The 25,374-nt window shown below is 72.8% G+C and carries 23 protein-coding genes; 10 read left to right on the top strand and 13 right to left on the bottom strand.

Annotated elements, in window-relative coordinates; genetic code table 11:
- Positions 1–85 precede the first annotated feature (85 nt).
- The 3 genes from ACIHEI_RS19370 to ACIHEI_RS19360 all read left to right on the top strand — a co-directional run bounded on the left by ACIHEI_RS19370 (position 86) and on the right by ACIHEI_RS19360 (position 2,178).
- Positions 86–208: a hypothetical protein gene (locus ACIHEI_RS19370; RefSeq protein ID WP_396607472.1), complete on the top strand. Its 123-nt coding sequence runs from the start codon at positions 86–88 to the stop codon at positions 206–208.
- On the top strand, positions 205–837 hold the full coding sequence (locus tag ACIHEI_RS19365; protein ID WP_396607471.1) for an alkaline shock response membrane anchor protein AmaP: 633 nt from the start codon (positions 205–207) through the stop codon (positions 835–837). Before ACIHEI_RS19370 ends, ACIHEI_RS19365 begins: the two co-directional genes overlap by 4 nt.
- Before the next feature lie 108 nt (positions 838–945).
- Positions 946–2,178 carry an MFS transporter gene (locus ACIHEI_RS19360; RefSeq protein WP_396607470.1) on the top strand — a complete coding sequence of 411 codons (1,233 nt, stop codon included), beginning with the start codon at positions 946–948 and terminating at the stop codon, positions 2,176–2,178.
- Positions 2,179–2,331: 153 nt separating this feature from the next.
- Here ACIHEI_RS19360 and ACIHEI_RS19355 read toward each other — a convergent pair whose 3' ends face one another.
- Together ACIHEI_RS19355 and ACIHEI_RS19350 are read right to left on the bottom strand one after the other, a co-directional pair.
- Positions 2,332–3,087, bottom strand: a complete 756-nt coding sequence (locus ACIHEI_RS19355; protein ID WP_392956380.1) for an SDR family oxidoreductase — start codon at positions 3,085–3,087, stop codon at positions 2,332–2,334.
- A 42-nt stretch (positions 3,088–3,129) separates the two neighbouring features.
- Positions 3,130–4,131, bottom strand: coding sequence for a sheath polysaccharide-degrading enzyme (locus tag ACIHEI_RS19350; protein WP_396607469.1), 1,002 nt, complete (start codon positions 4,129–4,131; stop codon positions 3,130–3,132).
- 195 nt (positions 4,132–4,326) lie between these two features.
- Between ACIHEI_RS19350 and ACIHEI_RS19345 the strand changes: the two genes are divergently transcribed.
- Positions 4,327–6,621: a SpoIIE family protein phosphatase gene (locus tag ACIHEI_RS19345; RefSeq protein ID WP_396607468.1), complete on the top strand. Its 2,295-nt coding sequence runs from the start codon at positions 4,327–4,329 to the stop codon at positions 6,619–6,621.
- 12 nt (positions 6,622–6,633) lie between these two features.
- Here ACIHEI_RS19345 and ACIHEI_RS19340 read toward each other — a convergent pair whose 3' ends face one another.
- The gene (locus tag ACIHEI_RS19340; RefSeq protein ID WP_387646069.1) at positions 6,634–7,440 is read right to left on the bottom strand and encodes an SURF1 family protein; all 807 of its coding nucleotides are present in this window, start codon (positions 7,438–7,440) and stop codon (positions 6,634–6,636) included.
- Positions 7,441–7,462: 22 nt separating this feature from the next.
- Positions 7,463–8,443, bottom strand: a complete 981-nt coding sequence (locus ACIHEI_RS19335; RefSeq protein ID WP_396607467.1) for a DEDDh family exonuclease — start codon at positions 8,441–8,443, stop codon at positions 7,463–7,465.
- A gap of 122 nt (positions 8,444–8,565) precedes the next feature.
- On the opposite strand from ACIHEI_RS19335, the gene ACIHEI_RS19330 reads away from it, so the two are divergent.
- The 4 genes from ACIHEI_RS19330 to moaA all read left to right on the top strand — a co-directional run bounded on the left by ACIHEI_RS19330 (position 8,566) and on the right by moaA (position 12,864).
- Positions 8,566–9,609: a zinc-dependent alcohol dehydrogenase family protein gene (locus tag ACIHEI_RS19330; protein WP_396607466.1), complete on the top strand. Its 1,044-nt coding sequence runs from the start codon at positions 8,566–8,568 to the stop codon at positions 9,607–9,609.
- A 174-nt stretch (positions 9,610–9,783) separates the two neighbouring features.
- Positions 9,784–10,179 carry a DUF485 domain-containing protein gene (locus tag ACIHEI_RS19325; RefSeq protein ID WP_396607465.1) on the top strand — a complete coding sequence of 132 codons (396 nt, stop codon included), beginning with the start codon at positions 9,784–9,786 and terminating at the stop codon, positions 10,177–10,179.
- A complete protein-coding gene (locus ACIHEI_RS19320) occupies positions 10,176–11,789 on the top strand; it encodes a cation acetate symporter (RefSeq protein ID WP_387646062.1) in 1,614 nt (537 codons plus the stop codon). Before ACIHEI_RS19325 ends, ACIHEI_RS19320 begins: the two co-directional genes overlap by 4 nt.
- Positions 11,790–11,874: 85 nt before the next feature.
- Positions 11,875–12,864 (top strand): GTP 3',8-cyclase MoaA, encoded by a 990-nt coding sequence (gene moaA / locus ACIHEI_RS19315; RefSeq protein ID WP_396607464.1) that lies wholly within the window; start codon positions 11,875–11,877, stop codon positions 12,862–12,864.
- On the opposite strand, the gene ACIHEI_RS19310 is transcribed toward moaA, so the two are convergent.
- The 9 genes from ACIHEI_RS19310 to ACIHEI_RS19270 form a co-directional block, all read right to left on the bottom strand.
- The gene (locus ACIHEI_RS19310) at positions 12,861–13,301 is read right to left on the bottom strand and encodes a nuclear transport factor 2 family protein (RefSeq protein WP_396607463.1); all 441 of its coding nucleotides are present in this window, start codon (positions 13,299–13,301) and stop codon (positions 12,861–12,863) included. The genes moaA and ACIHEI_RS19310 overlap by 4 nt on opposite strands.
- Before the next feature lie 5 nt (positions 13,302–13,306).
- Entirely contained in the window at positions 13,307–14,152 is an 846-nt protein-coding gene (locus ACIHEI_RS19305) for a hypothetical protein (protein ID WP_396607462.1), read from the bottom strand.
- 41 nt (positions 14,153–14,193) lie between these two features.
- Entirely contained in the window at positions 14,194–17,601 is a 3,408-nt protein-coding gene (locus ACIHEI_RS19300) for a tetratricopeptide repeat protein (RefSeq protein ID WP_396607461.1), read from the bottom strand.
- 77 nt (positions 17,602–17,678) lie between these two features.
- Positions 17,679–17,921: a hypothetical protein gene (locus tag ACIHEI_RS19295; RefSeq protein WP_396607460.1), complete on the bottom strand. Its 243-nt coding sequence runs from the start codon at positions 17,919–17,921 to the stop codon at positions 17,679–17,681.
- A 225-nt stretch (positions 17,922–18,146) separates the two neighbouring features.
- Complete coding sequence (locus ACIHEI_RS19290; protein ID WP_396607459.1) at positions 18,147–18,509, bottom strand: DUF3099 domain-containing protein; 363 nt, start codon at positions 18,507–18,509, stop codon at positions 18,147–18,149.
- Between the two features lie 92 nt (positions 18,510–18,601).
- Entirely contained in the window at positions 18,602–19,150 is a 549-nt protein-coding gene (locus ACIHEI_RS19285) for an RNA 2'-phosphotransferase (protein WP_396607458.1), read from the bottom strand.
- A gap of 288 nt (positions 19,151–19,438) precedes the next feature.
- Complete coding sequence (locus ACIHEI_RS19280) at positions 19,439–20,833, bottom strand: metallopeptidase TldD-related protein (RefSeq protein WP_396607457.1); 1,395 nt, start codon at positions 20,831–20,833, stop codon at positions 19,439–19,441.
- Complete coding sequence (locus ACIHEI_RS19275) at positions 20,833–22,359, bottom strand: TldD/PmbA family protein (protein ID WP_392956351.1); 1,527 nt, start codon at positions 22,357–22,359, stop codon at positions 20,833–20,835. Before ACIHEI_RS19275 ends, ACIHEI_RS19280 begins: the two co-directional genes overlap by 1 nt.
- Before the next feature lie 137 nt (positions 22,360–22,496).
- Entirely contained in the window at positions 22,497–23,627 is a 1,131-nt protein-coding gene (locus ACIHEI_RS19270) for an MBL fold metallo-hydrolase (protein WP_392956348.1), read from the bottom strand.
- A 248-nt stretch (positions 23,628–23,875) separates the two neighbouring features.
- Here ACIHEI_RS19270 and fabG point away from each other — a divergent pair, with 248 nt between their 5' ends.
- Both fabG and fabI read left to right on the top strand, forming a co-directional pair.
- Complete coding sequence (fabG, locus tag ACIHEI_RS19265; RefSeq protein ID WP_387646039.1) at positions 23,876–24,595, top strand: 3-oxoacyl-[acyl-carrier-protein] reductase; 720 nt, start codon at positions 23,876–23,878, stop codon at positions 24,593–24,595.
- 2 nt (positions 24,596–24,597) lie between these two features.
- Positions 24,598–25,365, top strand: a complete 768-nt coding sequence (gene fabI, locus ACIHEI_RS19260) for an enoyl-ACP reductase FabI (protein ID WP_387646037.1) — start codon at positions 24,598–24,600, stop codon at positions 25,363–25,365.
- The last annotated feature ends 9 nt before the right edge of the window (positions 25,366–25,374 follow it).

Below are 25,374 nucleotides of genomic sequence, written 5' to 3'. Positions count from 1 at the left end.
TGGGATCGCACCGGCTGGACGTCCGCACCCGGTCGGTCCGGGAACGTCACCACCGCCGTGAACTGGCCGAGTTGGAGCCACCCCGATGAGCCGACGTGCCGTCAACCGCGCGGTGTTGGTGGGATCGCACCGGCTGGACGTCCGCACCCGGTCGGTCCGGGAACGTCACCACCGCCGTGAACTGGCCGAGTTGGAGCCACCCCGATGAGCCGACGCACCGTCAACCGGGCCATTCTGGCCGTGGTCGGACTCCTGCTGCTGACCGGCGGAGCACTGGTGCTGCTCGGCGGGCTGGACGTCTACCGGCACCTCGGGATCACCCCGCCGCACTGGTGGCCGCTCACCTTGCCCGACCAGCCGGTGGTCAGCGCCACCAGCCGCACCCGCTGGACCGACCGCGACTGGTGGTGGCCGGTGGCGATCGCGGTGCCCGCGCTGGTCGTGCTCGGCGGGCTGTGGTGGCTGTTCTCGCAGCTGCGCCGCGGCGGCCCGGCCGGCCTGGACCTGCCGTCCCCCGCGGCGCCCGGGCAGCCGCACTTCGCACTGCACGTGCGCAGCCGGGCCGTCGAGGACGCGATCGAGACGGAGCTCATCGCCCACCCGGCGGTCGACCGGGTCACAGTCCGGGTCACCGGCGCCGCCCGCCGCCCCGAGGTGCACACCGCCCTGCGGCTCGTCCCCGGCGCCGACACCGCCGCCTTGATCGACACCTACCGCACCGGCCCGGTCGAACGCGCCCGCCGCTCCCTCGGCCTGGCCACCCTCCCCGCCGAACTCCGCCTCCGGGTGGCCCGCCCCCGCAAGGCCCGCACGAAGAAGACCCCGCGGGTCCGCTGAGTCCGGAGAGATCCGCACCGCTTTGCCGAACGGCCGGTCCGCCGGGTCGAACGGCAGTACGGTGACTGACTGTTCGTGAGTCGATCGTATGCGTGCGGGGGGCAGCAAATGCGGGGGTGGCGGAACGGGCCGCTGGCGGTGCCGGGGTTCCGGCTGCTGGTGGTCGGGCAGTTCGCTTCGACGGTGGGGGACTACTGCTACGCCGTCGCGCTGCCCTGGCTGGTGCTGGGCGGCCGCGGCGGGACGGCCCAACTCGGCACTGTGCTGGCGTGCTACGGCATCGCCCGGGTGGCGACCATTCCGCTCGGCGGCATCCTCGCCGACCGCTACGGGGGCCGCCGCATCATGCTCGGCGCGGACGTCGTCCGGGCCCTCGCGATCGGCGCGCTCGCCGCGGTCGCTGCGGCGGGCGAGCCCGGACTGCTCCAACTCGCGCCGCTGGCCGTGGTGTTGGGGGCCGGCTCCGGGCTGTTCCTGCCCGCCTCGTACACCCTGCTGCCCGCCCTGCTCCCCGCCGAACAGCTCGGCCGCGGCAACGCGCTGTCCTCGATGGCCAACCAGTTCGGCGGCGTGCTCGGCCCGTCCATCGGCGGCATTCTGGTCGCGCTGTGGGGCTCGACCCCGGCGCTCGCCGTCGATGCCGGGTCCTTCCTGCTCTCCGCCGCCGTGCTGCTGGGCCTGCGGCCCCGCAAGGCCGATCCAGTTGCCGAGGGCAGCCCGTCGGAGGCGGAAACGGACGGCCCAGGGTTCGCCGACGTGCTGCGGCGCGGCCGGCTGCTGCACGTGGTGATGGTCGTCGCCCTGGTCTGCAACCTCGCCTTCAACGGCACCATGGAGGTCGCCCTCCCCGACTGGGCACACGGCTCGCTCGGCGCCGCGGACTACGGCATCCTGCTGACGGTGCTCAGCATCGGCTCCCTGGTCGGCTCGGCAATCGCCGCGAAGGCCCCGGCCACCCAGCAGCCCGCCCGCCTGTTCGCGCTGCTCGCGGTGGTGATGGGCATCGGCCTGGCCGGCGTCCCGTACGCGGGTGGCGCGATCGGCGCGGGCGCGTGCATAGCCGTCTACAGCGTGGCCAGCGGCTGGCAGAACATCGTCGCCGTGACGATGCTTCAGACCTGGACGCCCACCCGCCTGCTGGGCCGGGTGATGAGCATGGTGATGCTCGCCGTCACCGGCTCCTTCCCCATCTCGGTCGCCGCCGCCGGCCTGATCGTCCACCGCATCGGCCCCGCGCCGTTCTTCCCCGTCGCCGGCCTCACCATCGCCCTCACCGTGGCCCTCGCCCTCGCCCAACCCGCGTTCCGCAGGCATCGCAACGGGCAGGCCTTCGCGAGCTGAGGGAGAGCGACCGGGGGCGCGTGGGGGCACCTCCCAGCCCCCAAGGGCTGGGGGAGAACTGCGCGGGGTGGAAGGCTGCCACCGGCAAGATCGCGACCCAGGACAATGACGTGCACGTGGTCGCGACCTTGCTGGCAGTCACTCCCTCTCGCCCTACAGGCCCCGGGTCGCGCCGCCGTCCACCGGCACCATCACGCCCGTCAGGTAGGACGCGGCCGGGGAGAGCAGGAACGCCGCGGTGCGGCCGAATTCTGCCGGGGTGCCGTAGCGGCGGAGGGGGATGTTGGCGGTGGCGGCTTCGCGGGCGGCGGCGGGGTCGGGGGTGAGGGAGTCGAGTTCGCGGACGCGGTCGGTGTCGATGCGGCCGGGGAGGAGGCCGAGGACCCGGATGCCGCGGGGGCCGAGTTCGTCGGCGAGGGTCTTGGCGGCCATGGCGAGGCCGGGGCGCAGGCCGTTGGAGATGCCGAGGCCGGGGATCGGCTGGCGGACGGAGGTGGACAGGACGAAGGCGATGACGCCGCCGGAGGGGAGGCGTTCGGCGGCGGCGCGGGCCAGGCGGATGGCGCCGAGGAAAACGGAGTCGAACGCCGCGCCCCAGGCTTCGTCGCTGGCGGTGGCGACCGGCCCGGCGGCGGGGCCGCCGACACTGATCAGCATGCCGTCGAAGCCGCCGAAGCGGCTGCTCGCGGCGTCGATCAGACGCCCCGGGGTGGCCGGGTCGGCGTTGTCGGCGACCACGCCGTACGCGTGGTCGCCGAGGGCGTGGGCCGCGGCGGCGACCGATTCTTCGGTGCGGCCGGTGACGACGACGCGGGCGCCCTCGGCGATCAGTTGTGCGGCGGTGGCGTGGCCGAGTCCCCGGGTCGAGCCGGTGACCACGTACACCTTGTCCTTGAGTCCGAGATCCATACCGACCATTCTGACCGGTCGTCCTGGCGGGGTGAGGGAGGGTCAGCCCACCGGGACGCCGGGGTTGACCAGGGCGGCGGGGCCGGTGACGGTGTTGTCGGCGGTGACGGTGACGGGACAGCCGGTCCGGTCGTAGTTCGTGACGTCGATCGCGTACTTGGCGGGGTTGCGGCCGGTCGCGCCGGTGAGGTCGGAGTGGTTGTTGCGGAACACGGTGCCGCAGCCCCAGCCGGGGAGCTGGCTGTGGGTCTGGTAGCCGTCGTTCACGGTGCGGACGCCGGTGTTGTTCTCGATGACGTAGCCGTTGCCCTTCACGTCGACCCAGGAGTCGTCGTAGTTGACCTCGGTCAGGCCGTTGCCGTCGAAGCGGTTGCCGGAGATCAGGCCGCCGGTGGTGCCCTCCTTGAGGTCGATGTTCTCGCCGCCGATGTTCGGGCCGATCACGTTGTTGAGGATCTGCACGTAGTCGCTGCGGTCGGTGAGGGTGTTGGCGGTGCCGACGTACACGCCTTCGCCCTTGCCGTCGTGGGCGGTGCCGGTGTCGTGGACGGTGGAGCCGCGCAGCACGCCGTGGCTGGAGGAGGTACGGAAGTGCACGCCCTCCATGGAGGTGTGGTGGACGGTGACGCCGTCGAGCACCACCCAGTCGGAGGCGTCCAGCACGATGCCCTTCTGCGCGCCCGTGACGGTGAGTCCGTGAACGGTCCAGTAGGGGGCACTGTTCAGCGACAGGCCGTAGCCGCCGCCGGTGGGGGTGGTGAGGACGGCGCGCGGGGAGCCGGTGAGGGTGATCCGGGCGGCGGCGGTGCCCGGGGCGGTGATCTTGAAGTTGCCGGTGTAGGTGCCGTCGGCGAGCTGGATGGTCCGGCCGGGGACGGCGGCGTTCAGCGCGGCCTGGAGTTCCTTGCCGGTGGAGACCTTGACGGTGTCGCCGGCCAACGGGGACGGGGCGGCGCCGGCCGGGGCGGGGAGCAGCGCGAGGGCGGCGGCGCCGAGGCAGAGGGCGGTGGCGGCGGCCCGGATGCGGAGGGTGAGGTGCGTCATGACGGTGCGCTCCAGGGGGGGAAGAGCGGATCAGGACAACGGCACCCGCCAATGTGGACTGGACCAATGCGGGCCGTCAACGGGTGCGTATCGGCCAGCTGCGGTCACCGGGTGCCGCGGACGGGTGTCAATGGCGCGCGGCCGGGAACCGTCCGAAGATGGGGAGGACCGGACCACCCACCCGAGGTGCTGCGCATGGAAAGTAGGCGGTTGCCGAACATCGACGGCGTCGCGGCCGCCCTGGTCGACGGCGACGGTCGCGTCGTCGGGTGGACCGCCGCTGCCGAGCAGCTGCTCGCGCTGGACGCGGCCCAGGTCACCGGCCGCCCCGCCCGCGAGCTGCTCGCCGACGAGAGCGAGGAGCGCCTGCTCGACCGTGGGTCCGGCGAGGTACGGCTGCGCACCGGCTCCGGGGTTCCGCTGGAGGTCTCGTACCAGGTGCTGCCGCTGGCCGGCGAGGGCAGCGAGGTACGCGCCCTGGTGCTGGCCACCCCCGCCGACACGGTCGCCCAGCGGCGCCAGGACGAGGCGTTCACCCGAGAGCTGTTCCTGCAGGACCAGCTCGGCCTCGCCGTGTTCGACACCGACCTGCGGCTGCTGCGTACCAACAGCCACCTGCTGCCCTACACCGGCCTGCCCGACGGTCTGACCGGCTCCAAGCTGCACGACTACCTGCAGCCCGAGGACGCCGACGCCGCCGAGGCGCTGCTGCGGCACGTGGTCACCACCGGGGAGCCGGTGGTGCGCACCGCGCTGCGGATCCGCCCGCTGGACGACCCCCGCAGCGGGGTGGTGATGGAGATCCAGGCGTTCCGGCTGCAGGCCCTGGACGGCAAGGTGATCGGCGTGACCGCGCTGTTCGGCGACGTCACCGAGGTGCACCGGTACCGGCGGCGGGCCGACGTGCTGCACCGGGCCACCGCCGCCGTCGGCAGCTCGCTGTCGGTGGCCGGCACCGCCGAGGACCTGGCCGGGGTGCTGGTCCCCGGGCTCGGCGACCGCGTCGAGGTGGACATCGCCGAGGCCGTGTTCACCGGCGACGAACCGCAGCCCGACACCGAGGGCCGGCTCGCCGTCCGCCGCACCGCCACCGCCGGGCCGCCGCGCACCGACGGCCGGCCGCTCGGCCCGCTGGGCCGGGAGGTGCTCGGCGCCCCGCTCTCCTCGACCCCGGAACCGCCGTCGATGAGCGCCCCGCTACAGGCCCGCAGCGGCCCGCTAGGCCGGGTCACCGTCCACCGCGACCCCGCCGAGGGCGCCTACCAGCGCGAGGACCTGGAGCTGCTCCGGGAGATCGCCGCCCGGTCCTCGCTCGCCCTGGACAACGCCCGCCGCTACACCCGCGAGCACCGGGCCGCCGTCGGACTCCAGCGCAGCCTGCTGCCGCCCGCCGAGACCACCGTGCCCGCCGCCACCACCGCCAGCGTCTACCGGCCCACCGACACCGCGACCGGCGTCGGCGGCGACTGGTTCGACGTCATCCCGCTCTCCTCCGCCCGGGTCGCCCTGGTGGCCGGCGACGTGGTCGGCCACGGACTCCAGGCCAGCGCCACCATGGGCCGCCTGCGCACCGCCGTCCGCACCCTCGCCGACCTGGACCTGGAACCCGACGAACTGCTGGTGCACCTGGACGACCTGGTCTCCCAGCTGGTCGTCGAGGGCAGCGAGGAGGAACGCGAACGCGGCGTCGCCGACCCGTCCGGGGCGACCTGCGTGTACGTCGTCTACGACCCGGTGGCCGGGCTCTGCCAGGCCGCCAGCGCCGGGCACCCGCCGCCCGCGCTGGTCCACCCCGACGGGCAGGTCGAGTACCTGCCGGTCAACCCCGGGCCGCCGCTGGGCATCGGCGGCCTGCCGTTCGAGACCGCCGAGTGCGCGCCGCGGGCCGGCAGCGTGCTGGCGCTGTACACCGACGGGCTGATCGAGGGCGGCAACGGCGGCGACGTCGACGAGGGCATGGACCAGCTCGCCACCCAGCTCCGCGAGGCCGACCTGCGCGGCGACCTGGCCGCCGCCGGGCGGGCGATCGTCGCCGAGATGGCCACCGCCGGGCAGAGCGACGACGTCACGCTGCTGCTGGCCCGGCTGCACCCGGTGCCGGCCGAGGACACCGCCGCCTGGACCATCGAGGCCGACCCGGCGGCGGTCGCCGGGGTGCGCGAGTCGGCCAGCCGCACCCTGGAGCAGTGGGGTCTCGGCGAGCTGGTGTTCACCACCGAACTGGTGCTCAGCGAACTCGTCACCAACGCGATCCGGTACGCGGGCGGGCCGGTCATGGTGCGCCTGATCCGCTCCTCGGTGCTGACCTGCGAGGTGTCCGACCCGAGCGCCACTCAGCCGCGGATGCGCCGGGCCCGGCTCACCGACGAGGGCGGACGCGGCCTGTACCTGGTCGCCCAGCTCACCGAACGCTGGGGCAGCCGCTACACCCGCAGCGGGAAGACCATCTGGGCCGAGCAGCGGCTCGACCCGCCGCCGCTCAGCTGGTAGCTCCTGAGCTGATCAGCCGGCGGCGCCGACCAGTTCGTCCTCGGCCGCCACCGGCTTCGCCGCGTGCTGCTTGGCCTCGCGGCGGGCCAGCACGACCAGGCCGGTCGGGATCAGCGTGGTGAACAGCCACCACTGGATGGCGTACGCCATGTGCGGGCCGATGTCGGTGTGGCCGGGCTCGGTGAGCAGGGTGGGGGAGGCGCCGGCGGCGGGCTGGGAGGAAGCCAGCTCCAGGTAGCCGCCGAGCACGGTGGTGCCGGAGAACTTGGCCTGCTCCTCGGTGTTGATCACCTTGTACATCCGGTCGGGCAGGCCGCCGCGGTTCTTCAGGCCCACCTTGGCGTAGGTCTCGTCGGCGCGCAGCCGCCCGGTCACCGTCACGTCGCCGTCCGGCGGGGCGGGCACGGCGGGGAAGTCGGCGGCGCCCGCGCCGGACTCCACCCAGCCGCGGTTGACCAGCACCGAGCCCTTGCCGTCGGCCAGCACCAGCGGGGTGATCACGAAGTAGCCGATGGAGCTGCCGCCCGGCTCGGTGCGGCCGCGGATGACCACCTCGTGCGCGGTGTCGTAGTGCCCCTGCGCGGTGACGGTGCGCCACACCTCGCCGCCGGGGACCGACCAGCCCGGCGAGGACAGCGAGTCGAAGGCGACCGGCGGGCTGCCCAGGTTCCGGGCCACCAGGTCGTTGCGGGCCACCCGCGCCTCGTGGCGGTGGTACTGCCAGAAACCCAACCGGATCATGGTCGGGATCAGCACCAGCGCCAGCAGGACGATGACCGCCCAGCGCGCGGACAGCAGGAATCGGTACACACCCGGCACGCTAATCCTCCTTACCGTCGCGTCACGCACCGGGGTGCGGCGCGACCTCCCGCAGCAGCTGCAGGAACGCGTCCTCGCCGACCACCGGGGTGCCGTACTCGCGGGCCTTGCGGGCCTTGCCGCTCCACGAGGTGGGCTCGTTGGTGACCAGCAGGCTGGTGAGCCGGCTCACCGAGGAGGCGATGTGCAGGCCCGCCTCGATCATCCGGTCCTCCAGCAGCTCGCGATCGGTGGCGGTGTCGCCGGTGATCGCCACCCGCATGCCCTGCATCAGCGGCGAGCCGTCCACCCAGCGCCCCGGGTTCGGGTACGGGCAGACCGGGCGCTTGCGGGAGGGCCGGTACGAGCTGCTCCAGGAGCCGCGGGACGGCCCGGCCGGGGCGCTCTCGCCCAGGTCGGTGACGGCCACGCAGGTGGTCAGCGGCAGCGGCACCCCGCCGCTGCGGGCGAGCGCCAGCGACGGGCGGAACACCTCGGCGAGCACCCGGGCGTCGTCCAGCGCGTGGTGCGCCTGGCGCTGGCTGACCCCGAAGTGGGCGGCCAGCGAGGAGAGTTTGCCGTTCGGCAGGGGCAGCCGCAGGTCGCGGGCCAGCACCATGGTGCACAGCCGCTGCTCGACGGGGGCGCGCAGGCCGGCCCGGGAGAACTCGCGGGAGATCATGTTCCAGTCGAACAGCGCGTTGTGCGCGACCATCACCCGGTCGCGCAGCCGCTCGGCGAACTCGTCGGCGACCTCCGGGAAGGTCGGTGCGCCCTCCAGGACCTCGCTGGTCAGGCCGTGGATCCAGACCGGGCCGGGATCCCGCTCCGGGTTGACCAGGGTGTACCAGTGGTCGGTGACCTCACCGTCCGGGTCGAGCTGGTAGATGCCCGCCGAGATCACCCGGTCCGAGCGCCCGAGTCCGGTGGTCTCCACGTCGACCACCGCGAAGCCGCGCCCGGCGTCCCCGCCGGGGCCGGTGCGCTGTGCCGGGAGCGGCGAGGTGGGGAATGGCGCGTACATAGCGCACCACTTTACGGGGAACGGGGGACGGCTCAGGCCGGAACGGTCGCCCGGACGGCCGTTCTAGAGTGGCAAGTGGGTGCGAACCAGGCACCCGACCTCTGCAACGAAGGACAACCCTCATGCGCGCCACCGTGATCCACGGCCCCCAGGACATCCGGATCGAGGAGGTGCCCGACCCCCGGATCCAGCGGCCCACCGACGCCGTGGTGCGGGTGCTGAACGCCTGCATCTGCGGCAGCGACCTGTGGGCGTACCGCGGTGTGGCCAAGCGCCAGGCCGGGCAGCGGATCGGGCACGAGTTCCTCGGCTTCGTCGAGGAAGTCGGCCCCGAGGTGCGCGATCTCACAGTCGGCGACCTGGTGGTGGCCCCGTTCGTCTGGTCGGACGGCGTGTGCGAGTACTGCCGCGAGGGCCTGCAGACCTCCTGCCCGCACGGCGGGTTCTGGGGCATCCCCGGTTCGGACGGCGGGCAGGGCGAGGCGGTCCGGGTGCCGTTCGCGGACGGCACGCTGGTGAAGCTGCCCAAGGAGGCCGCCGGCGACGAGAAGCTGCTGCCGGCCCTGCTGGCGCTGTCCGACGTGATGGCGACCGGGCACCACGCCGCGGTGTCGGCGGGCGTCCGGCCCGGCGCGACGGTCGCGGTGGTCGGTGACGGCGCGGTCGGCCTGTGCGGCGTGCTGGCCGCGCACCGGCTCGGCGCCGGCCGGATCATCGCGCTCGGCCGCCACGAGGGCCGCACCGCGATCGCCCGCACCTTCGGCGCCACCGACGTGGTGCCGGAGCGCGGCGAGGCGGCGATCGAGGCGGTGCGCGAGCTGACCGGCGGTTTCGGCGCGCACGCCGTGCTGGAGGCCGTCGGCACCGAGGAGTCGATGCGCACCGCCATCTCGATCGCCCGCGACGGCGGCGCGGTCGGCTACGTCGGTGTGCCGCACGGCGGCAGCGCGGGCGTGGACATCGGCCAGATGTTCAACCGGAACGTCTCGGTGCGCGGCGGCGTCGCCCCCGCCCGGGCGTACATCCCCGAGCTGCTGCCCGACGTGCTGTCCGGGGCGATCGACCCGGGCATCGTGTTCGACCGGACGGTGGGCCTGGACGGGGTGCCGGAGGGTTACCGGGCGATGGACGAGCGGACGGCGCTGAAGGTGCGCATCGCCTTCTGAGCCTTTCTCTGAGCCTTCTCAGGGGACGTTGATTGACTGATTGTCAGACCGGGGCGGCCGAGACGGGCCGCCCCGGTTCTGCGTTCCGGTCAGATTTCGACCGGATCGTGCACGGGATCTTCTCGCGGCCGCACCCCGGATCTACCATGCTCCGCACTCCGCACGACACGACCCATGCCCATCCGATCGTCCATCGCACCGAAGACGTCAGGAGGCACCGCCGTGACACCCCCGCACGACACCGTCCCGGAACCGTTCACCCGCATCGAGGAATCACCGGAGTTCGGCCAACTGCGCAGCTCCTTCCGGAACTTCGCCTTCCCCGTCACGGCCGGATTCGTCCTCTGGTACCTGCTGTACGTCCTGCTCTCCTGCTACGCGCCCGGGCTGATGAACACCAAGGTGGCCGGCAACATCAACCTGGCCCTGGTGCTCGGCCTGCTCCAGTTCGCCAGCACCTTCGCCATCGCCGCCTGGTACGCCCGCCACGCCGGCCGCCGGCTCGACCCGGCCGCCGCCGCCATACGCGACCGCGCCACCGCCGCTGTCGTCGGGGAGAGTGCCGAATGATCCAGCTGGCCGGCTCCGCGAGCGAGCACCGCACCCTGATCATGTCGCTGTTCGGCGTCTTCGTGATCGTCACCCTCGGCATCACACTGTGGGCCGGACGGCAGACCAAGGACGCCGCCGACTTCTACGCCGGCGGCCGTGCCTTCACCGGCTTCCAGAACGGCCTGGCGATCTCCGGCGACTACATGTCCGCCGCGTCCTTCCTCGGCATCGCCGGACTCATCGCGCTGTACGGCTACGACGGCTTCCTCTACTCGATCGGCTTCCTGGTCGCCTGGCTGGTCGCGCTGCTGCTGGTCGCCGAACCGCTGCGCAACTCCGGCCGCTACACCATGGCCGACGCGCTCGCCTTCCGGATGCGCCAGCGGCCCGTGCGCACCGCCGCCGGAATCTCCACCATCGTGGTGTCGATCTTCTACCTGCTCGCCCAGATGGTCGGCGCCGGCACCCTGGTCGCCCTGCTGCTCGGCGTCAGCGGCGACGGCGCCAAACGCTGGACCATCGTGGCGGTCGGCGCGCTGATGGTGGTCTACGTGACCGTCGGCGGCATGAAGGGCACCACCTGGGTGCAGATCGTCAAAGCCGTGCTGCTGATCGCCGGCGCCGCGACGATGACCTTCATGGTGCTGGCCAAGTACCACTTCAACCTGTCCGGCCTGCTCGGCGCCGCCGCCGACGCCAGCGGCAAGGGCCACGCCTTCCTCGAACCGGGACTCAAGTACGGCGTCACCGGCACCACCAAACTCGACTTCCTCAGCCTCGGCATCGCCCTCGTCCTCGGCACCGCCGGACTGCCGCACATCCTGGTCCGCTTCTACACCGTCCCCACGGCGAAAGCCGCCCGGAAGTCCGTGCTCTGGGCGATCGGCATCATCGGCGTCTTCTACCTGATGACGCTCGCCCTCGGCTTCGGAGCCGCCGCCCTGGTGGGCCCCAAGACCATCAAGGCCTCCAACGCGGCCGGCAACACCGCCGCCCCGCTGCTCGCCGAACAACTCGGCGGCGGGGCCGGCTCCACCGGCGGTGCCGTGCTGCTCGCGGTGATCTCCGCCGTCGCCTTCGCCACCATCCTCGCCGTGGTCGCCGGACTCACCCTGGCCTCCTCCTCGTCCTTCGCCCACGACCTCTGGGCCAACGTGATCCGGCGCGGGAAGGCGAGCGAGAAGGAGGAGGTGGCCAGTGCCAAGCTCGCCGCCGTCGCGATCGGCGCCATCGCCATCGTGCTGTCGATCTTCGCCGACAAGCTGAACGCCGCCGCCCTGGTCGCGCTGGCCTTCGCGGTCGCCGCCTCGGCCAACCTGCCCACGCTGCTGTACTCGCTGTTCTGGAAGCGGTTCAACACCGTCGGCGCGGTCTCCGCCACCTACGCGGGCCTGATCACCTCCGTCACCCTGGTGATCTTCTCGCCGGTGGTCTCCGGCAACCCCAAGACCTCGCTCTTCCCGCACAGCGACTTCCACTGGTTCCCCCTGGAGAACCCCGGCCTGATCTCCATCCCGGTCGGCTTCCTGGCCGGCGCGATCGGCACCTGGCTGGCCCGCGAGCAGGCCGACCCCGCGAAGTACGCCGAACTGGAAGTCCGTTCACTCACCGGCCTGGGCGCGGACTAGGTCGTGTCCCGCGCCCGGTTAAGCTGGCCCGGCCGCTGGGTGGCGGCCGGGCCGGTGCGGCTCTTCGAGGAAGGGCGGGACCGGGATGCTCCTCGACACCTACGGTCGACAGGCCGTCGACCTGCGGGTCTCCCTCACCGACCGGTGCAACCTGCGCTGCACCTACTGCATGCCCGAGGAAGGCCTGAATTGGCTCGGCAAGCCCGAGCTGCTCACCGACGAGGAGATCGTCCGGCTGGTCGGCCTGGCGGTTCGCGACCTCGGCGTCCGCGAAGTCCGCTTCACCGGCGGCGAACCGCTGCTGCGTCCCGGGCTGGTCTCCATCATCGCCGCCTGTGCCGAGCTGGAGCCCCGCCCCGAGATCTCCCTCACCACCAACGGCATCGGCCTCGCCCGGGTGGCAACCGCCTTGCGGGACGCCGGAGTCGACCGGGTCAACGTCTCGATCGACACCCTGAACCCCGACACCTTCGCGAAGCTGACGCGCCGCCGCCGCCACCAGGACGTCCTGGACGGGCTGCTCGCCGCCGAGGCCGCCGGGCTGCGGCCGGTCAAGCTCAACGCCGTCCTGATGCGCGGCGTCAACGATCACGAGGCCGCCGACCTGCTCGCCTGGGCGATCGAGCACCGTTACCAGCTGCGGTTCATCGAACAGATGCCGCTGGACGCCCAACACGGCTGGGACCGCTCGCAGATGGTCACTGCCGAGGAGATCCTCGCCCTGCTGCGCACGCGTTTCTCGTTGACTCCCGAACCGTCCTCGGTGCGCGGCGCGGCCCCCGCCGAGCGCTGGCTGGTCGACGGCGGTCCCGCGACGGTCGGCGTCATCGCCTCCGTCACCCGCCCGTTCTGCCGCGCCTGCGACCGCACCCGGCTCACCGCCGACGGCCAGGTCCGCAACTGCCTCTTCGCGACCGGCGAGACCGACCTGCGCGGCGCGCTGCGGGCCGGCGCGAGCGACGCGAAGCTGGCCGAGCTGTGGCGGGCGGCGATGTGGGGCAAGAAGGCCGGCGCGGGCATCGACGCTCCGGAGTTCCTCCAGCCCGAACGGCCGATGTCGGCGATCGGCGGTTAGCTTCGGAGGTGGCGGCTGACGTCGCCGACCAGCGTGGCGCGGAAGCGCCGTTCGGTGAAGCGCCACTGCCCGTCGCGGCGTTCGAAGCGGTCGTGGTACCGGCCGCAGACGATGGCCTGCAACGGCAGCTCCGGGAGCGACTGGAACACCGTGACGTAGGAGCGGGCCGACGCCGTACCCGCCTCCTCGTCGACCTCGACGGCGAGGTTGGTGGTCACGTGCTGGGTGCGCGGGGTGCCGTCGGCGTAGACGATCAGCATGCCCCGGAACATCCGCTCGATCGCGTCCCGCCCGCGCACCGGGTCGCCGCTGCCGGTGAAGGCGGCGTCCGAGAGGAGGTCGGCGAGGCCGGCGAAGTTCCCGTCGTCCACGAGCTCGGCGTACCGGGCGATCAGGTTCTCGATTGCTTGCCGACCAGGCGCGGGAAGATCATTCACGGGCCTCACTGTAGGCGTACCGCCTGACGTGCCGTCATCCGGCGCCGTTCCCCGACGGCTTCGCGAACCTCTTCCCGTGCCAACTCGGGTTCGACGGCGGGTGGCTGGAACCGGTGGCCGGCCAACCGGACGTGCTCCTCCCAGCGGTCCTGCCAGAACTCGACTGTCCACCCCGGCCACCGCTTCGGCATCTCGTACGCCTCCGCAGTCGCCGCCAGCGTCCACCAGCCCACCCGGCGCCGCGCCGGATCGATGTGCACCCCCGCATCGGCCGCCACCCGGCACACCCCGTGCTCGGGGGCGCCCGCCAGCCAGTTGAGCAGTGCGGCCCCCTCGCCGATCGGATGGTCGTCGACGTGCGCCACCATGAAGCACTGGTCGGAGCCGACCGTCACCACCGCAGCCAGCGGCGCCGGGTGGGCAAGGTCCTCGTCGTCGGGTTCCAGCAACGCAACGGGCCAGATGGTGCGTTCGCGATCCCGGACGAACTCCGGGTCCAGGCCCAGGTAGGCCCGCACCTCCGCGTTCCCGTCGTACAGCCAGCGCACCTCCCAGCCCGCCCACGCCTCCCGCAGCAGCTCCAACGTGGCGGCACGGTGGCGGAGTTCGGTGCTCGGGCCCTCCCAGGCGAACAGCAGCAGTACCTTCCGGCCCAGATCGATCAGCGCCGCGCCCATGCAGATCACGTCGTCCAGCCACCAATCGGTCACCCGCAGCCCCTCGACCATCGCGAGGGTCGCCTCGGGCCCCGCCAGCAGGTCGACGTCGAGCCACACGGCGCCGAAGCGGGACAGGTACAGCTCGTGCTCGCCGCTCTCGCGGACGATGACGAAGTTTGCTCGGTCGGCCATGGGGTGAGGATGACTGCCGCCCGGTGGCGGCCGCCAGCGAATTAGGGTGCTTGACCGAGCAGGCCGAGTGCGGTGGCGGCGCGGGTGGCGGCGGGGGAGGCGGTCAGTTCGTGGAGGTATTCGCGGAGGGTGTCGTGGGTGTCGGGGGCGTTCGGGACGGCGAGGAACTCGGCTATCGGGGGGCCGAGCTCGCCGTCCTGGACTGCCACCGCGTGCAGCACCGCCAGGGCCGCCCGGGAGGCCGCGAGGGTGAGGGGGACTGCGGCCAGCAGCGCGTCCCAGGCCGGGGTGGAGGCCTCGCGGCCGTGCTCGTACAGCTGCGTGACGGCCTCTTCGCGGAGCACGCCGGGGGCGGTCGGTTCCAGCCGGGCGGCCTGGTCCAGGGCCTCCCGGGCGGGTTGCCACTTGCCCTGCCGGCGGAGCACCGCGACGAGTGCGCAGTGGGTGCCGATCTCGTAGGGGGAGAGTGCGAGGGACGCCCTGAGATCGGTGACGGCTGCGTCGAGGCGGCCCGCACGCCGGTGGAGTTCGGCGCGGTCGCGCAGCAGCCAGGGGGAGTCGGGCTCGATGGTGAGGGCGGCGTCGAAGTCGGTGAGGGCCAAGTCGTGGCGGCCGGTCTGTTGGTGCAGGTGGGCGCGTTCGAGGAGGGCCCAGTGGAAGCCGGGGTCGATGGCGAGGGCGGCGCCGAGGTCGGCGGACGCCTGGTCGGGGCAGCCGGTTCGCCGGTGCGACTTCGCGCGGTGCAGCAGCGCCCAGATGTGCTGCGGGTCGATGGCGACGGCGGCGGTGAAGTCGGCGATCGCCTCCGGGTGGCGGGTCGCGTCCTGATGGATCTCGCCGCGGTAGAAGTGGGCCCAGGGATCGGCGGGGTTGATGGCGAGCGCCGCGTCGAGGTCGACGAGGGCCAGGTCGAGACGGCCCTCCCGGCAGTGGGTGCGGCCTCGCCAGACCAGGGCGATGAAGTCGTTGGGGTTGAGGGCGATGGCGGCGGTGAAATCGGCGACGGCCTGGCTGTACCGTCCCGCCCGGCTGTGCGCCTCGCCGCGGTCGCGCAGAACGACGGGGTTGTCCGGGTCGAGCGCGAGGGCGGCGTCCAGGTCGGCGACCGCGTGGGAGAGCCGGCCTGATTGGTAGTGCGTCTTGCCGCGTTCGCCCAGGGCCCAGACGTAGCCGGGGTTGACGGAGAGCGCGGCGGTGAAGTCGCTGATCGCCTGTTCCGGGTGGTCGGCGAGTCGGTGGGCGATGCCGCGTTCGCACAGGGCCCAGGTGTTGAAGGGGTCGAGGGCGAGGGCGGCGTCGAAGTCGCCGATGGCGAGGTCGATCCGGTGCGCCGCGCCTTGGGCCAGGCCTCGGCGGATCAGGGTCGAGCCGTGCTCGGGTTCGAGGGCGAGGGCGGCGGTGAAGTCGGCGATCGCGCGGTCGAACCGGCCTGCCCTGTGGTGCACCTGGCCGCGTTCGGACAGTGCCCAACTGTCCTCCGGGTCGAGGACCACTGCGGCGTCGAGGTCGGCCAGCGCCTCGTCCAGCCGGCCGACCAGGCGCAGGACCCAGCCCCGGTAGTAGAACGCGTCGGAGTGTTCCTGCCTGGTGGCCACGGTCGTCGCGCGGTCGGAGACGGCGGCCGCCATGCGGTCCGGGTGCTCGCGGGCCGCGAGCACCTCGGCGGCGAACGGGGTGCGGGCGAGCGCCGCGTCCAGGTCGGCCAGTGCCAGGTCGCGGTGGCCGAGGTAGCAGCGCACGCGGCCGCGCTGGATCAGTGCGGGCAGCAGGTCGGGGGCGAGCAGCAGGGCCTGGTCCAGCAGGACGAGCGCCGCGGGGTCCTCGTTCTGCTGGATCGACCGGTGGCCCTGCCCGGTCAGCGCCCGGGCCCGGAGGCGGGCGGGCAGGCCGGGGGCGGCCAGGGCGGTGAGAACGGTCTCGGCCGGGTCGGGGGTGGTGAGGGCGGTGTGCAGCAGCTCGGACCAGCGGGTGAGGTCGGCGTCGGCGGTGTCGCGGGCGGCCAGGGTGAGGAGTTCGGCCCAGGCGGTGAGGGAGTCGGGGGAGTGGTCGGCGGCCTCCGCGAGGCGGTGGAGCGCCGGCGGCAGCTGGGTGGTCGGGGCGGCGCAGAGCAGGTGGTAGGTCTCGTCGAGGAGGTGGCGGAGCCAGCGGGCGTTGCCGCGGAGCCGGGACGGCGGGAGCTCGGCCTGGAGGGCTTCGCAGGCGGCCGCGTGGTGCTGGGCGAGGCGGGTGTGCCCGCTTCGCCAGGCGTGCGGGGCGCGGATGCGGTGGTGGCGCAGGAGGCTGGCGCGGACGACGGCGTGGTACTGGTGGGCGTCGCCGTGGGCGGTGACGAAGGGCTGGTCGAGGAGCCAGTCCCAGCCGGGGGCGGTCGGGTCGTCCACGGCGAGGCAGAAGAGGTCGCGGTCGAGGCGGGGCGGGAGGGCGGCGGCGAGGACGGTCTCGCGCAGGGCGGGTTCGGGAATCCACTGGAGGAAGCGCTGAACTGCCTTGTCTACGGCGTCCGTTCCGGCGTCGGCGACCTCCTCGGCGGAGTGCGGGTCGGTGCCCGCGAGCAGGGCCAGCAGCAGCGGCAGGCCGAGGGACATCCGGACGATGGCGTCGATCGCGTCGGGGGAGTGCACGCCGCGGCTCGCCAGCAGGTCGCGGGCCTCCTGCTCGGTGAAGGCTTCGAGGGCGACGTCCACCACGGCGGAGCGCAGGCGGGCCCAGTCGCGTTCGGCGAGTTCGTCGCGGCCGGCCAGCACGACGATCACGTCGAGCGGGAGATCGCCATAGGTGCCGTCGATCAACTCGCGCAGCCAGCCGTCGAGGTGGCGGCCGGTGATCTCCCAGGTGTCGAGGAAGAGCACCACCCAGGGGACGGGTTCGCGGTCGCAGAGGTGGGCGAGTTCGGTGACGAACGCCCGGCTGAGGGTGGCGAGTTCGGAGTCGCCGGTGGGTCGGCGGCGGCGGACGGCGGCGATCAGGCGGTCGGTGCTCTCGGCGACGGTCTCGGGGGTGGTGAAGGCGGCGGAGCCGGGAACGAAGGTGTTGGCCGCGCCGAGAGCGGCGTGGGCGACCACCCGGGCGGGCAGCGAAGGCAGGTCGGCCGGGGTGGCCTGGGCCCGCCGGTACTGTTCCAGGGCCTTGTCGAAGTCCTTGAACGGGGCCTCCGGCGAGGCGAGTTGGGCGGCGAGCGCGGCCAGCGCGGTGTCGACGCCCTGCACGTCGGTGTCGTCGATCAGCGCGGTGCGCCCGCCCGCCCGGCCGGCCGTCTCCCGCCACTGGGCGATCAGGGTGGACTTGCCGATGCCGCCGACGCCCCGGACGTGGAACAGGAAGTCGGCGGGGTCGGGCCCGGCCTCCGGGTCGGGGTTCTTGCGCAGGTTGTCGGCGAACAGGGCGAGTTGGGCCCGGCGTCCGACGAACTGGGAGTCGACGCGGCGGCGCAGCGCCTCCGCCCGGGACATTCGCCTTGCACCACCACGAGACAACGCATTCCCCCACTCGCCGAAGTGCGGACCACGCTACTGGGCGCTGTCGACGGTCAGGGGGTGAACGGCTCGGTGTCCTTGAGGAAGCCGCGGACCGCGAGGAACTGGCTGAGGGAGTCGCGGTGTTCGTCGCAGGCGAGCCAGGTTTTGCGGCGGTCGGGGGTGTGGAGCTTGGGGTTGTTCCACAGCAGGGTCCAGGTGGCGGACTCGCGGCAGCCCTTGGCGGAGCACTTCGGGGGGCCGGCCGGGCTTTCGGGGCCGGTGGGGGTGCCGAAGAGGGGGTGCGCGGTGTCCATGGGTCCGATCCTATGCCCGGGCATGACGACGCCGGGCAGCCACGGGGGGAGCTGCCCGGCGTCGGTCCGTCGCTCCGACGGGGGATGCGGAGCGCTTAGGAAGTATGGCACGGCAACGGGCTCGGAAGCTCGTCCGTCCAGTGATTAATTTGAGGATCGTCTGAGCTTTCAGACGGTCAGACCGTCGCATGAACGGTCATATCGGGCAGCGGAATTGAGGGATTCTCAATCCTGTGGCCGGTTCTCGGCGGGACGGGCGGCCGCCGCCCCGCCGCCGCCCGTCCCGCCGGGGCCGAGCATCAGCTGGGTGTCGGGGGCGAAGTCGAACGTCGAGGGCAGGCCGGGGGCGCGCTCGCGGCCCGCGTTGGCGATCAGGACCGCGAAGTACGGGAGCAGCACGCCGCCGGCCAGTGCGGCGAAGGCGAGCCAGCGCTGGACGTCCCACAGGATGACGGCGAGCAGGACGCACACGGTGCGGATCAGCATGGAGATCACGTAGCGGCGCTGCCGGCCCCGGACGTCCTCGCTGAGGCTGCTGCGGGCACCGGTGATCCGGAAGACCTGGTCGTCGTCCGCGCTCTTGCGCATGGGTCCATCCATCCATCGGTTCCGGGCTCCCTACGGTCGTCCACGGTAACCCCGCTGATGCCGGACGGACCCACGTGGGGTCCGTCCGGTGGTCAGGCGGTGCGGCGCAGGTACTGGACGGGTACGGCGTCGGTGAGCCAGACACCGTTCGCAGACACCCGGAATTCGTGGCCGACGGCGGCCATCGCCGCCGCATCGACCTCCAGCACCACGGGGCGGCCGTGCCGGGAGCCGACCTTGACGGCCGTCCCGGTGTCGGCGGAGAGGTGGACGTCCTGCCGGGCCATCGGGCGCAGGCCCTCGGCCAGGATGTACCGGAGGTTGCGCTCGGCGGTGCCGTGGAACAGCACGTCGGGCGGGGTGGTGGCGGGCAGGCCGAGGTCGACCTCGATGGTGTGGCCCTGGCTGGCCCGGATCGCCGAGCCGTCCTCGGAGTAGGCGAAGCGGCGCTTGTTGTTGGTGGCGACCACGTGGTCGAGCTGGGCGCGGCTGAGTCGCCGGCCGTGCCGGCCGAGCGCGGCGAGCAGGGTGTCGACCTCCACCCAACCCGCCGCGTCCAGGGTGACCCCGATGGCGCCCGGGTCGTGTCGCAGGACGCGGCTGAGCATCTTCGACGTCTTGACGGTGTGCTTTTCGTCCATCGGGATCCCCCCAGGGGTTCAGGGCCTGTCCAGCCGATCTTGCCGGGCGCGCGACGCCGGATCATCCGCCCCCAGCCTGGCGGCTGGGAGGTGCCCCCACCCCCAGCCCCAAGGGGGGCTGGGAGGTGCCCCCACGGACGCACCGGCAAAACATCCAAGTACACCCAGTACGAGGACGTTTCGCCGGCACGCCCAGCCGGGCGCGAAATGGGGGCACCTCCCAGCCCGCAAGGGCTGGGGGAGACGCACGCTGATCCGACAAGATCGACCGGACAGGCCCTCGGCCGGTCAGGAGGCCTGACTGACCGAGCTCATGTTGAAGTCGGGCACGCGTACCGGCGGCATCGCGGCCCGGGTGAACCAGTCGCCCCATTCGCGGGGCAGGCAGCGTTCGGTGCGGCCGGCCTCGGTGATCCGGCCGAGCAGGTCGACCGGGGATTCGTTGAAGCGGAAGTTGTTGACCGCGCCGACCACTTCGCCGTTCTCGACCAGGTAGACGCCGTCCCGGGTGAGGCCGGTGAGCAGCAGGGTGGCCGGGTCGACCTCGCGGATGTACCAGAGGCAGGTGAGCAGCAGGCCGCGCTCGGTGCTGGCGACCATCTCCTCCAGCGTCGGCGCGTCGGGCGCGGAGGTCTCCAGCACCAGGTTGTCGATCGGCGGGGTGAGCGGGAGGCCGGCCAGGCCCGCGGAGTGGCGGGTGGTCAGCAGGTGGGTGAGCTTGCCGTCGCGCAGCCAGTCGGTGCCGGTCAGCGGCGCGCCGTTGTCGAACACCGAGTCGTTCTCGCCGGAGGAGTGGGTGAGCACGAACGGGGCGGCCTGGATGCCGGGTTCGGCCGGGTCGGAGCGCAGGGTGAGCGGCAGCGGGCTGAGCTGCTCGCCGATCCGGGTGCCGCCGCCGGGCTTGGAGAACACCGAGCGGCCCTCGACCGCGTCCCGCGCGCCGGACGACCAGGACATGTAGACCAGCAGGTCGGCGACGGCGGACGGCGACAGCAGCGTCTCGTAGCGGCCGGCCGGCAGGTCGATCTTCTTGCGGCCCCAGCCGAGGCGGCGGGTCAGGTCGGTGTGCAGGGCGGTGACGTCGACGTCCGTGAAGTCCTGGGTGGCGGCGCCGGCCCAGGCGGAGCCGGTCAGGTCGGCGGTCTTGGCGTTCAGCTCGACGGTGCCGGTGGGCTGGTCGTGGCGCAGCCGCAGGCCGGTGGAGCTGCCCAGGTAGGAGGAGACCATCTCCTGCCGGGCGAAGCCGTACAGCAGCTCGCCGTTGGCGCGGGCGCGGCCGAAGGCCTCGCCGAGTGCGGGCGCGAACGCGTCGAACACGCCGATGTCGGTGACCTGCGGGGCCTCGGTGAAGCGCGGGTCGGCCGGTCGGGCGGTGATCAGCGGCTGGGCGTCCTCGGCGGGTTCGGCGGCCCGGGCGGCGGCCTCGGAGGCGCGCACCAGCTGCTCGACCTCGTCGAGCGTGACGGCCTCCTGGGCGACCACGCCGGCGGCGGTGCCCTGCGCGCCGTTCACGGTGGAGATCACGGTGAGCCGCCGGCCGCGGGTGACGCCGTTGGTGGTGAGCGCGTTGCCGGCCCAGCGCAGGTTGGCGGTGGACTCCTCGTCGGCGATCACCACGCAGCCGTCGGCGCGGGACAGTTCGAGGGCGCGTTCCACCAGCTCGTGGGGGTGCGTGAGGGACATCAGTGACCCGCCTCCTGCTGGGTGTTGAGCACGTTGACCTGACGGAACAGCGCGGACGGGCAGCCGTGGCTGACCGCGGCGACCTGGCCCGGCTGGGCCTTGCCGCAGTTGAAGGCCCCGCCGAGCACGTACGTCTGCGGGCCGCCGACGGCGCTCATCGAGCCCCAGAAGTCGGTGGTGGTGGCCTGGTAGGCGAAGTCCTTGACCTGCCCGGCGAGTTCGCCGCCCCGGATGGCGTAGGCGCGCTGCCCGGTGAACTGGAAGTTGTAGCGCTGCATGTCGATCGACCAGGAGCGGTCGCCGACGATGAACAGGCCGTTCTCCACCTGGGAGATCAGGCCGGCGGTGTCGGGGCCGTCGGCGGCGGGCTGGAGTGAGACGTTGGCCATCCGCTGCACCGGCACGTGCGCCGGGGAGTCCGCGTAGGCGCAGCCGTTGGAGCGCTCGAAACCCTTCAACTTGGCCATCGGACGGTCGAGTTGGTATCCGACCAGGACGCCGTCGCGGATCAGGTCCCAGGACTGGGTGGCCACGCCCTCGTCGTCGTACCCGATGGTGGCCAGGCCGTTCTCGGCCGTCCGGTCGCCCGTGACGTGCATCAGCTCGGAGCCGTACTTCAGGCTGCCGAGCTGGTCGAAGGTGGCGAACGAGGTGCCCGCGTAGGCGGCCTCGTAGCCCAGCGCGCGGTCCAGCTCGGTGGCGTGGCCGATCGACTCGTGGATGGTCAGCCACAGGTTGGACGGGTCGATCACCAGGTCGTAGCGGCCCGCGGTGACGCTCGGCGCGCGCATCTTCTGCGCCAACAGCTCGGGCAGCTCGGCCAGTTCGGCGTCCCAGTCCCAGCCCTTGCCCCGCAGGTACTCCCAACCGCGCCCGGCCGGTGGCGCGATGGTGCGCATCGAGTCGAACGCGCCCGTGCGCTCGTCCACGCTGGTGGCCTCCAGCCACGGGTGCAGGCGCACCCGCTGCTGGGTCGTCACGGTGCCCGCGGTGTCCGCGTAGAACTTGTTCTCCTGCACCGTCAGCACCGCCGCCGACACGTGCGAGACGCCGTCCGCCGCCAGCAGCCGGGAGGACCACTCGGCCAGCAGGCCGGTCTTCTCCGCGTCCGGCACCTCGAACGGGTTCACCTCGTACGCGGAGACCCACTCCACGTCGGGGTACACCGGCTCCGGGGCCAGCTCCACCCGCTCGTCCGAGCCCGCCGCCCGGCTGATCCCGCCCGCCAGCCGGGCCACCGCCACCGCCTGCTCGGCAACCGCCGCCGCCGAAGCGGGCGTCAGGTCCACGCCCGCGGCGAAGCCCCAGGCGCCGTCCAGCAGGACGCGGACGGCGAAGCCCAGTTGCACGGTGTCCGACGACCCGGACGGCCGGGCGTCACGCAGCCGCCAGGACGCCGAACGGACCCGCTCCAGCCGGAAATCGGCGTGCGAGACGCCCAACTGCCGGGCCCGGGACAGGGCCGCGTCCGCCAGCGGGCGCAACGGGTACGAGAGGAACTGAGGGTCCATCGCGGAGGGGGGCATCGGGCTCCCTGGGTCGAGGGTCAGGTGCGGCGGGCCGCCCCCGGGTCGAGGGCACACCCGCTCGCATCATCCCCGGCCCCAGGGCGTTCTGCCAGCAAATATTCGCCGAACCGTCCTGACGCCCAGTCAGTTCCGGGTCAGGACAGCGCCTCCCACCAGCCGTCCAGCTCCGGCGGATCGGACACCTCGACCCGCTGCCCCGGACGCGGCACCGCCAGCGGCACGCCCTGCGCCTTCGCCTCCGCCAACAGCCGCTCCACCGGCTCCGCCCAGCGGTGCGGCGCCAGGTTGAACGTGCACCAGTGCACCGGCAGCAGCAGACCGCCGCGCAGCTCCAGATGCGCCCGGACCGCGTCCTCCGGGCTCAGGTGGATGTCCGCCCAGGCGTCGTCGTACGCGCCGATCGCCATCAGCGCGGCGTCGAACGGGCCGTGCTGCTCGCCGATCCGGGCGAAACCCTCGAAGTAGCCGGAGTCGCCGGTGAAGAACACCCGCCGCTCCGGTCCCGCCACCACCCACGAACCCCACAGCGTGGTGTTGCGGGTGAAACCACGGCCGGAGAAGTGGTGCGCGGCGGTCAGCGTCAGCGTCAACTCGCCGAGCGTGCACGTCTCGTCCCAGTCCAGCTCGATGATCCGGTGCTCCGGCACACCCCAGCGGCGCAGGTGCCCGCCGATGCCCAGCGGCACCGCGAACGGCGCCGACTGGAGCTCCACCAGGCGGCGCACCGTCGCCATGTCCAGGTGGTCGTAGTGGTCGTGCGAGATCAGCACCGCGTCCACCTGCGGCAGCGACGCCAGCTCCACCGGCACCGGGTGCAGCCGCTTCGGGCCCGCCAGGTGGGACGGCGAACAGCGGTCCGACCACATCGGGTCCACCAGCACCCGGCAGCCGTCCAGCTCCAGCAGCGCCGAGGCGTGGCCGTACCACGTCACCGCCACCTCCTGGGAGGCCGCGGCCGGCTGCACCGGCACCGCCAGCGGCACCGGACCGGCCGGCACCCGCCCGTCCTTCTCGAACAGCATCCGGCGCAGCGTCGCCGCGTCCGGGCTGCCCGGAACGCCCGGCGACACCTGCGAGGGCGCGTTGTGGAACACCCCGTCCCGGTACTGCGGAGACACCCGCACCCGCGGGTCCGACGGGTCCGGCCGGCGCCCGAACTGGGCCGGCAGCTCCCGCAGCGCCCACGCCGCAGCACCCGCCACCGTCAGTGCCGCCGCCGCCACCAGCGCCCGGCGGCCCGCCCGGCCAGGGAGTGCACCACTCATCGCGTCCGCTCCGATCGGCTCGCTCGAAAACGGTGCCCGGACTCTCCGGAGCACCCCCGGGGCAACGGCCACCACCGGCCGGGCGTTCCCCACGCCCGACCCGCACCCGGATTGTCGGGATGCGACAGAACACACCCGGCAATGCCTGTCCAAGGCCGCTTCGCCCGAGCTCGCACCCTACCGATAGCGTCACAGATGGCTACGCGTGCGATCGGCACGCGCACATCGAGTAGGGAAGAGGTGGACCGTTGAGCCGCTCGGTACTGGTCACCGGAGGTAACCGGGGCATCGGCCTCGCCATCGCCCAGAGCTTCGCCGAGGCGGGCGACAAGGTCGCCATCACCAGCCGCAACGGCGAGGTCCCGGCGGAGCTCGCCAAGTACGACGTCCTCGCCGTGCGCGCCGACATCACCGACACCGAGCAGGTCGACGCCGCCTTCACGGAGATCGAGGCCGCCCACGGCCCGGTCGAGGTCCTGGTCGCCAACGCGGGCATCACCAAGGACACCCTGCTGCTGCGCATGTCCGAGGACGACTTCACCTCCGTCCTGGACACCAACCTCACCGGCACCTTCCGGGTCGTGAAGCGCGCCGCCGCCAAGATGCTGCGCGCCCGCAAGGGCCGCGTGGTGCTGATCTCCTCCGTGGTGGGCCTCAGCGGCTCCGCCGGCCAGGCCAACTACGCCGCCTCCAAGGCCGGCCTGGTCGGCTTCGCCCGCTCGCTGGCCCGCGAACTCGGCTCCCGCAACATCACCGTCAACGTGATCGCGCCCGGCTTCGTCGACACCGACATGACCGCGGTGCTCAGCGAGGAGCGCCGCAAGGAGATCGTCTCCGGCGTCCCCCTGGGCCGCTACGCCGCCCCCGCCGAGATCGCCTCGGCCGCGCGGTTCCTGGCCTCCGACGAGGCCGCGTACATCACCGGAGCCGTCATTCCCGTGGACGGCGGATTGGGCATGGGTAACTGACCATGACTGGAATTCTCGAAGGCAAGCGGATCCTGATCACCGGTGTGCTGATGGAGTCCTCCATCGCCTTCCACACCGCGAAGCTCGCCCAGGAACAGGGCGCCGAGATCATCCTCACCGCCTTCCCCCGGCCCAGCCTCACCGAGCGCATCGCCAAGAAGCTGCCCAAGCCGGTCAAGGTCCTGGAGCTCGACGTCTCCAACCCCGAGCAGCTGGCCGGCATCGCCGACCAGGTCCGCGAGCACCTGCCGACCCTGGACGGCATCGTCCACTCCATCGGCTTCGCCCCGCAGGACGCGCTCGGCGGCAACTTCCTGGACACCCCCTGGGAGTCCGTCGCCACCGCCATGCAGGTCTCCGCGTACTCGCTGAAGTCCCTCACCACCGCGCTGCTCCCGCTCATGCAGGACGGCGGCGCCGTGGTCGGCCTGACCTTCGACGCGCAGTTCGCCTGGCCGCAGTACGACTGGATGGGCCCGGCCAAGGCCGCCCTCGAGTCCACCAACCGCTACCTCGCCCGCTACCTCGGCGAGCGCAACATCCGCTGCAACCTGGTCTCGGCGGGCCCGATCGGCTCGATGGCCGCGAAGTCGATCCCCGGCTTCCCGGACCTCGCCGCCACCTGGGACTCCCGCTCCCCGCTCAAGTGGGACCTCACCGACCCGGAGCCGGCCGGCCGCGGCGTCGTCGCGCTGCTCAGCGACTGGTTCCCGAAGACCACCGGCGAGATCGTCCACGTGGACGGCGGGCTGCACGCCATCGGTGCCTGAGGCAGACGA

The sequence above is a fragment of the Kitasatospora sp. NPDC051984 genome (genome assembly GCF_044593455.1).
GTDB lineage: Bacteria > Actinomycetota > Actinomycetes > Streptomycetales > Streptomycetaceae > Kitasatospora.
Note: the sequence above shows the minus strand (reverse complement) of the source record. Positions and strands in the feature narration are given on the sequence as shown.

Excerpts from the sequence above, each read along its gene's own strand:
- ACIHEI_RS19345 (WP_396607468.1), top strand. The coding sequence starts at position 4,327 with ATGGAAAGTAGGCGGTTGCCGAACATCGACGGCGTCGCGGCCGCCCTG.
- ACIHEI_RS19325 (WP_396607465.1), top strand. The coding sequence starts at position 9,784 with ATGCCCATCCGATCGTCCATCGCACCGAAGACGTCAGGAGGCACCGCC.
- ACIHEI_RS19290 (WP_396607459.1), bottom strand. The coding sequence starts at position 18,509 with ATGCGCAAGAGCGCGGACGACGACCAGGTCTTCCGGATCACCGGTGCC.
- ACIHEI_RS19300 (WP_396607461.1), bottom strand. The coding sequence starts at position 17,601 with ATGTCCCGGGCGGAGGCGCTGCGCCGCCGCGTCGACTCCCAGTTCGTC.
- ACIHEI_RS19320 (WP_387646062.1), top strand. The coding sequence starts at position 10,176 with ATGATCCAGCTGGCCGGCTCCGCGAGCGAGCACCGCACCCTGATCATG.
- ACIHEI_RS19275 (WP_392956351.1), bottom strand. The coding sequence starts at position 22,359 with ATGCCCCCCTCCGCGATGGACCCTCAGTTCCTCTCGTACCCGTTGCGC.
- ACIHEI_RS19335 (WP_396607467.1), bottom strand. The coding sequence starts at position 8,443 with ATGTACGCGCCATTCCCCACCTCGCCGCTCCCGGCACAGCGCACCGGC.
- ACIHEI_RS19305 (WP_396607462.1), bottom strand. The coding sequence starts at position 14,152 with ATGGCCGACCGAGCAAACTTCGTCATCGTCCGCGAGAGCGGCGAGCAC.
- ACIHEI_RS19370 (WP_396607472.1), top strand. The coding sequence starts at position 86 with ATGAGCCGACGTGCCGTCAACCGCGCGGTGTTGGTGGGATCGCACCGG.
- ACIHEI_RS19330 (WP_396607466.1), top strand. The coding sequence starts at position 8,566 with ATGCGCGCCACCGTGATCCACGGCCCCCAGGACATCCGGATCGAGGAG.
- ACIHEI_RS19280 (WP_396607457.1), bottom strand. The coding sequence starts at position 20,833 with ATGTCCCTCACGCACCCCCACGAGCTGGTGGAACGCGCCCTCGAACTG.
- ACIHEI_RS19360 (WP_396607470.1), top strand. The coding sequence starts at position 946 with ATGCGGGGGTGGCGGAACGGGCCGCTGGCGGTGCCGGGGTTCCGGCTG.
- moaA (WP_396607464.1), top strand. The coding sequence starts at position 11,875 with ATGCTCCTCGACACCTACGGTCGACAGGCCGTCGACCTGCGGGTCTCC.
- ACIHEI_RS19295 (WP_396607460.1), bottom strand. The coding sequence starts at position 17,921 with ATGGACACCGCGCACCCCCTCTTCGGCACCCCCACCGGCCCCGAAAGC.
- ACIHEI_RS19355 (WP_392956380.1), bottom strand. The coding sequence starts at position 3,087 with ATGGATCTCGGACTCAAGGACAAGGTGTACGTGGTCACCGGCTCGACC.
- ACIHEI_RS19365 (WP_396607471.1), top strand. The coding sequence starts at position 205 with ATGAGCCGACGCACCGTCAACCGGGCCATTCTGGCCGTGGTCGGACTC.
- ACIHEI_RS19350 (WP_396607469.1), bottom strand. The coding sequence starts at position 4,131 with ATGACGCACCTCACCCTCCGCATCCGGGCCGCCGCCACCGCCCTCTGC.
- ACIHEI_RS19270 (WP_392956348.1), bottom strand. The coding sequence starts at position 23,627 with ATGAGTGGTGCACTCCCTGGCCGGGCGGGCCGCCGGGCGCTGGTGGCG.
- fabI (WP_387646037.1), top strand. The coding sequence starts at position 24,598 with ATGACTGGAATTCTCGAAGGCAAGCGGATCCTGATCACCGGTGTGCTG.
- ACIHEI_RS19285 (WP_396607458.1), bottom strand. The coding sequence starts at position 19,150 with ATGGACGAAAAGCACACCGTCAAGACGTCGAAGATGCTCAGCCGCGTC.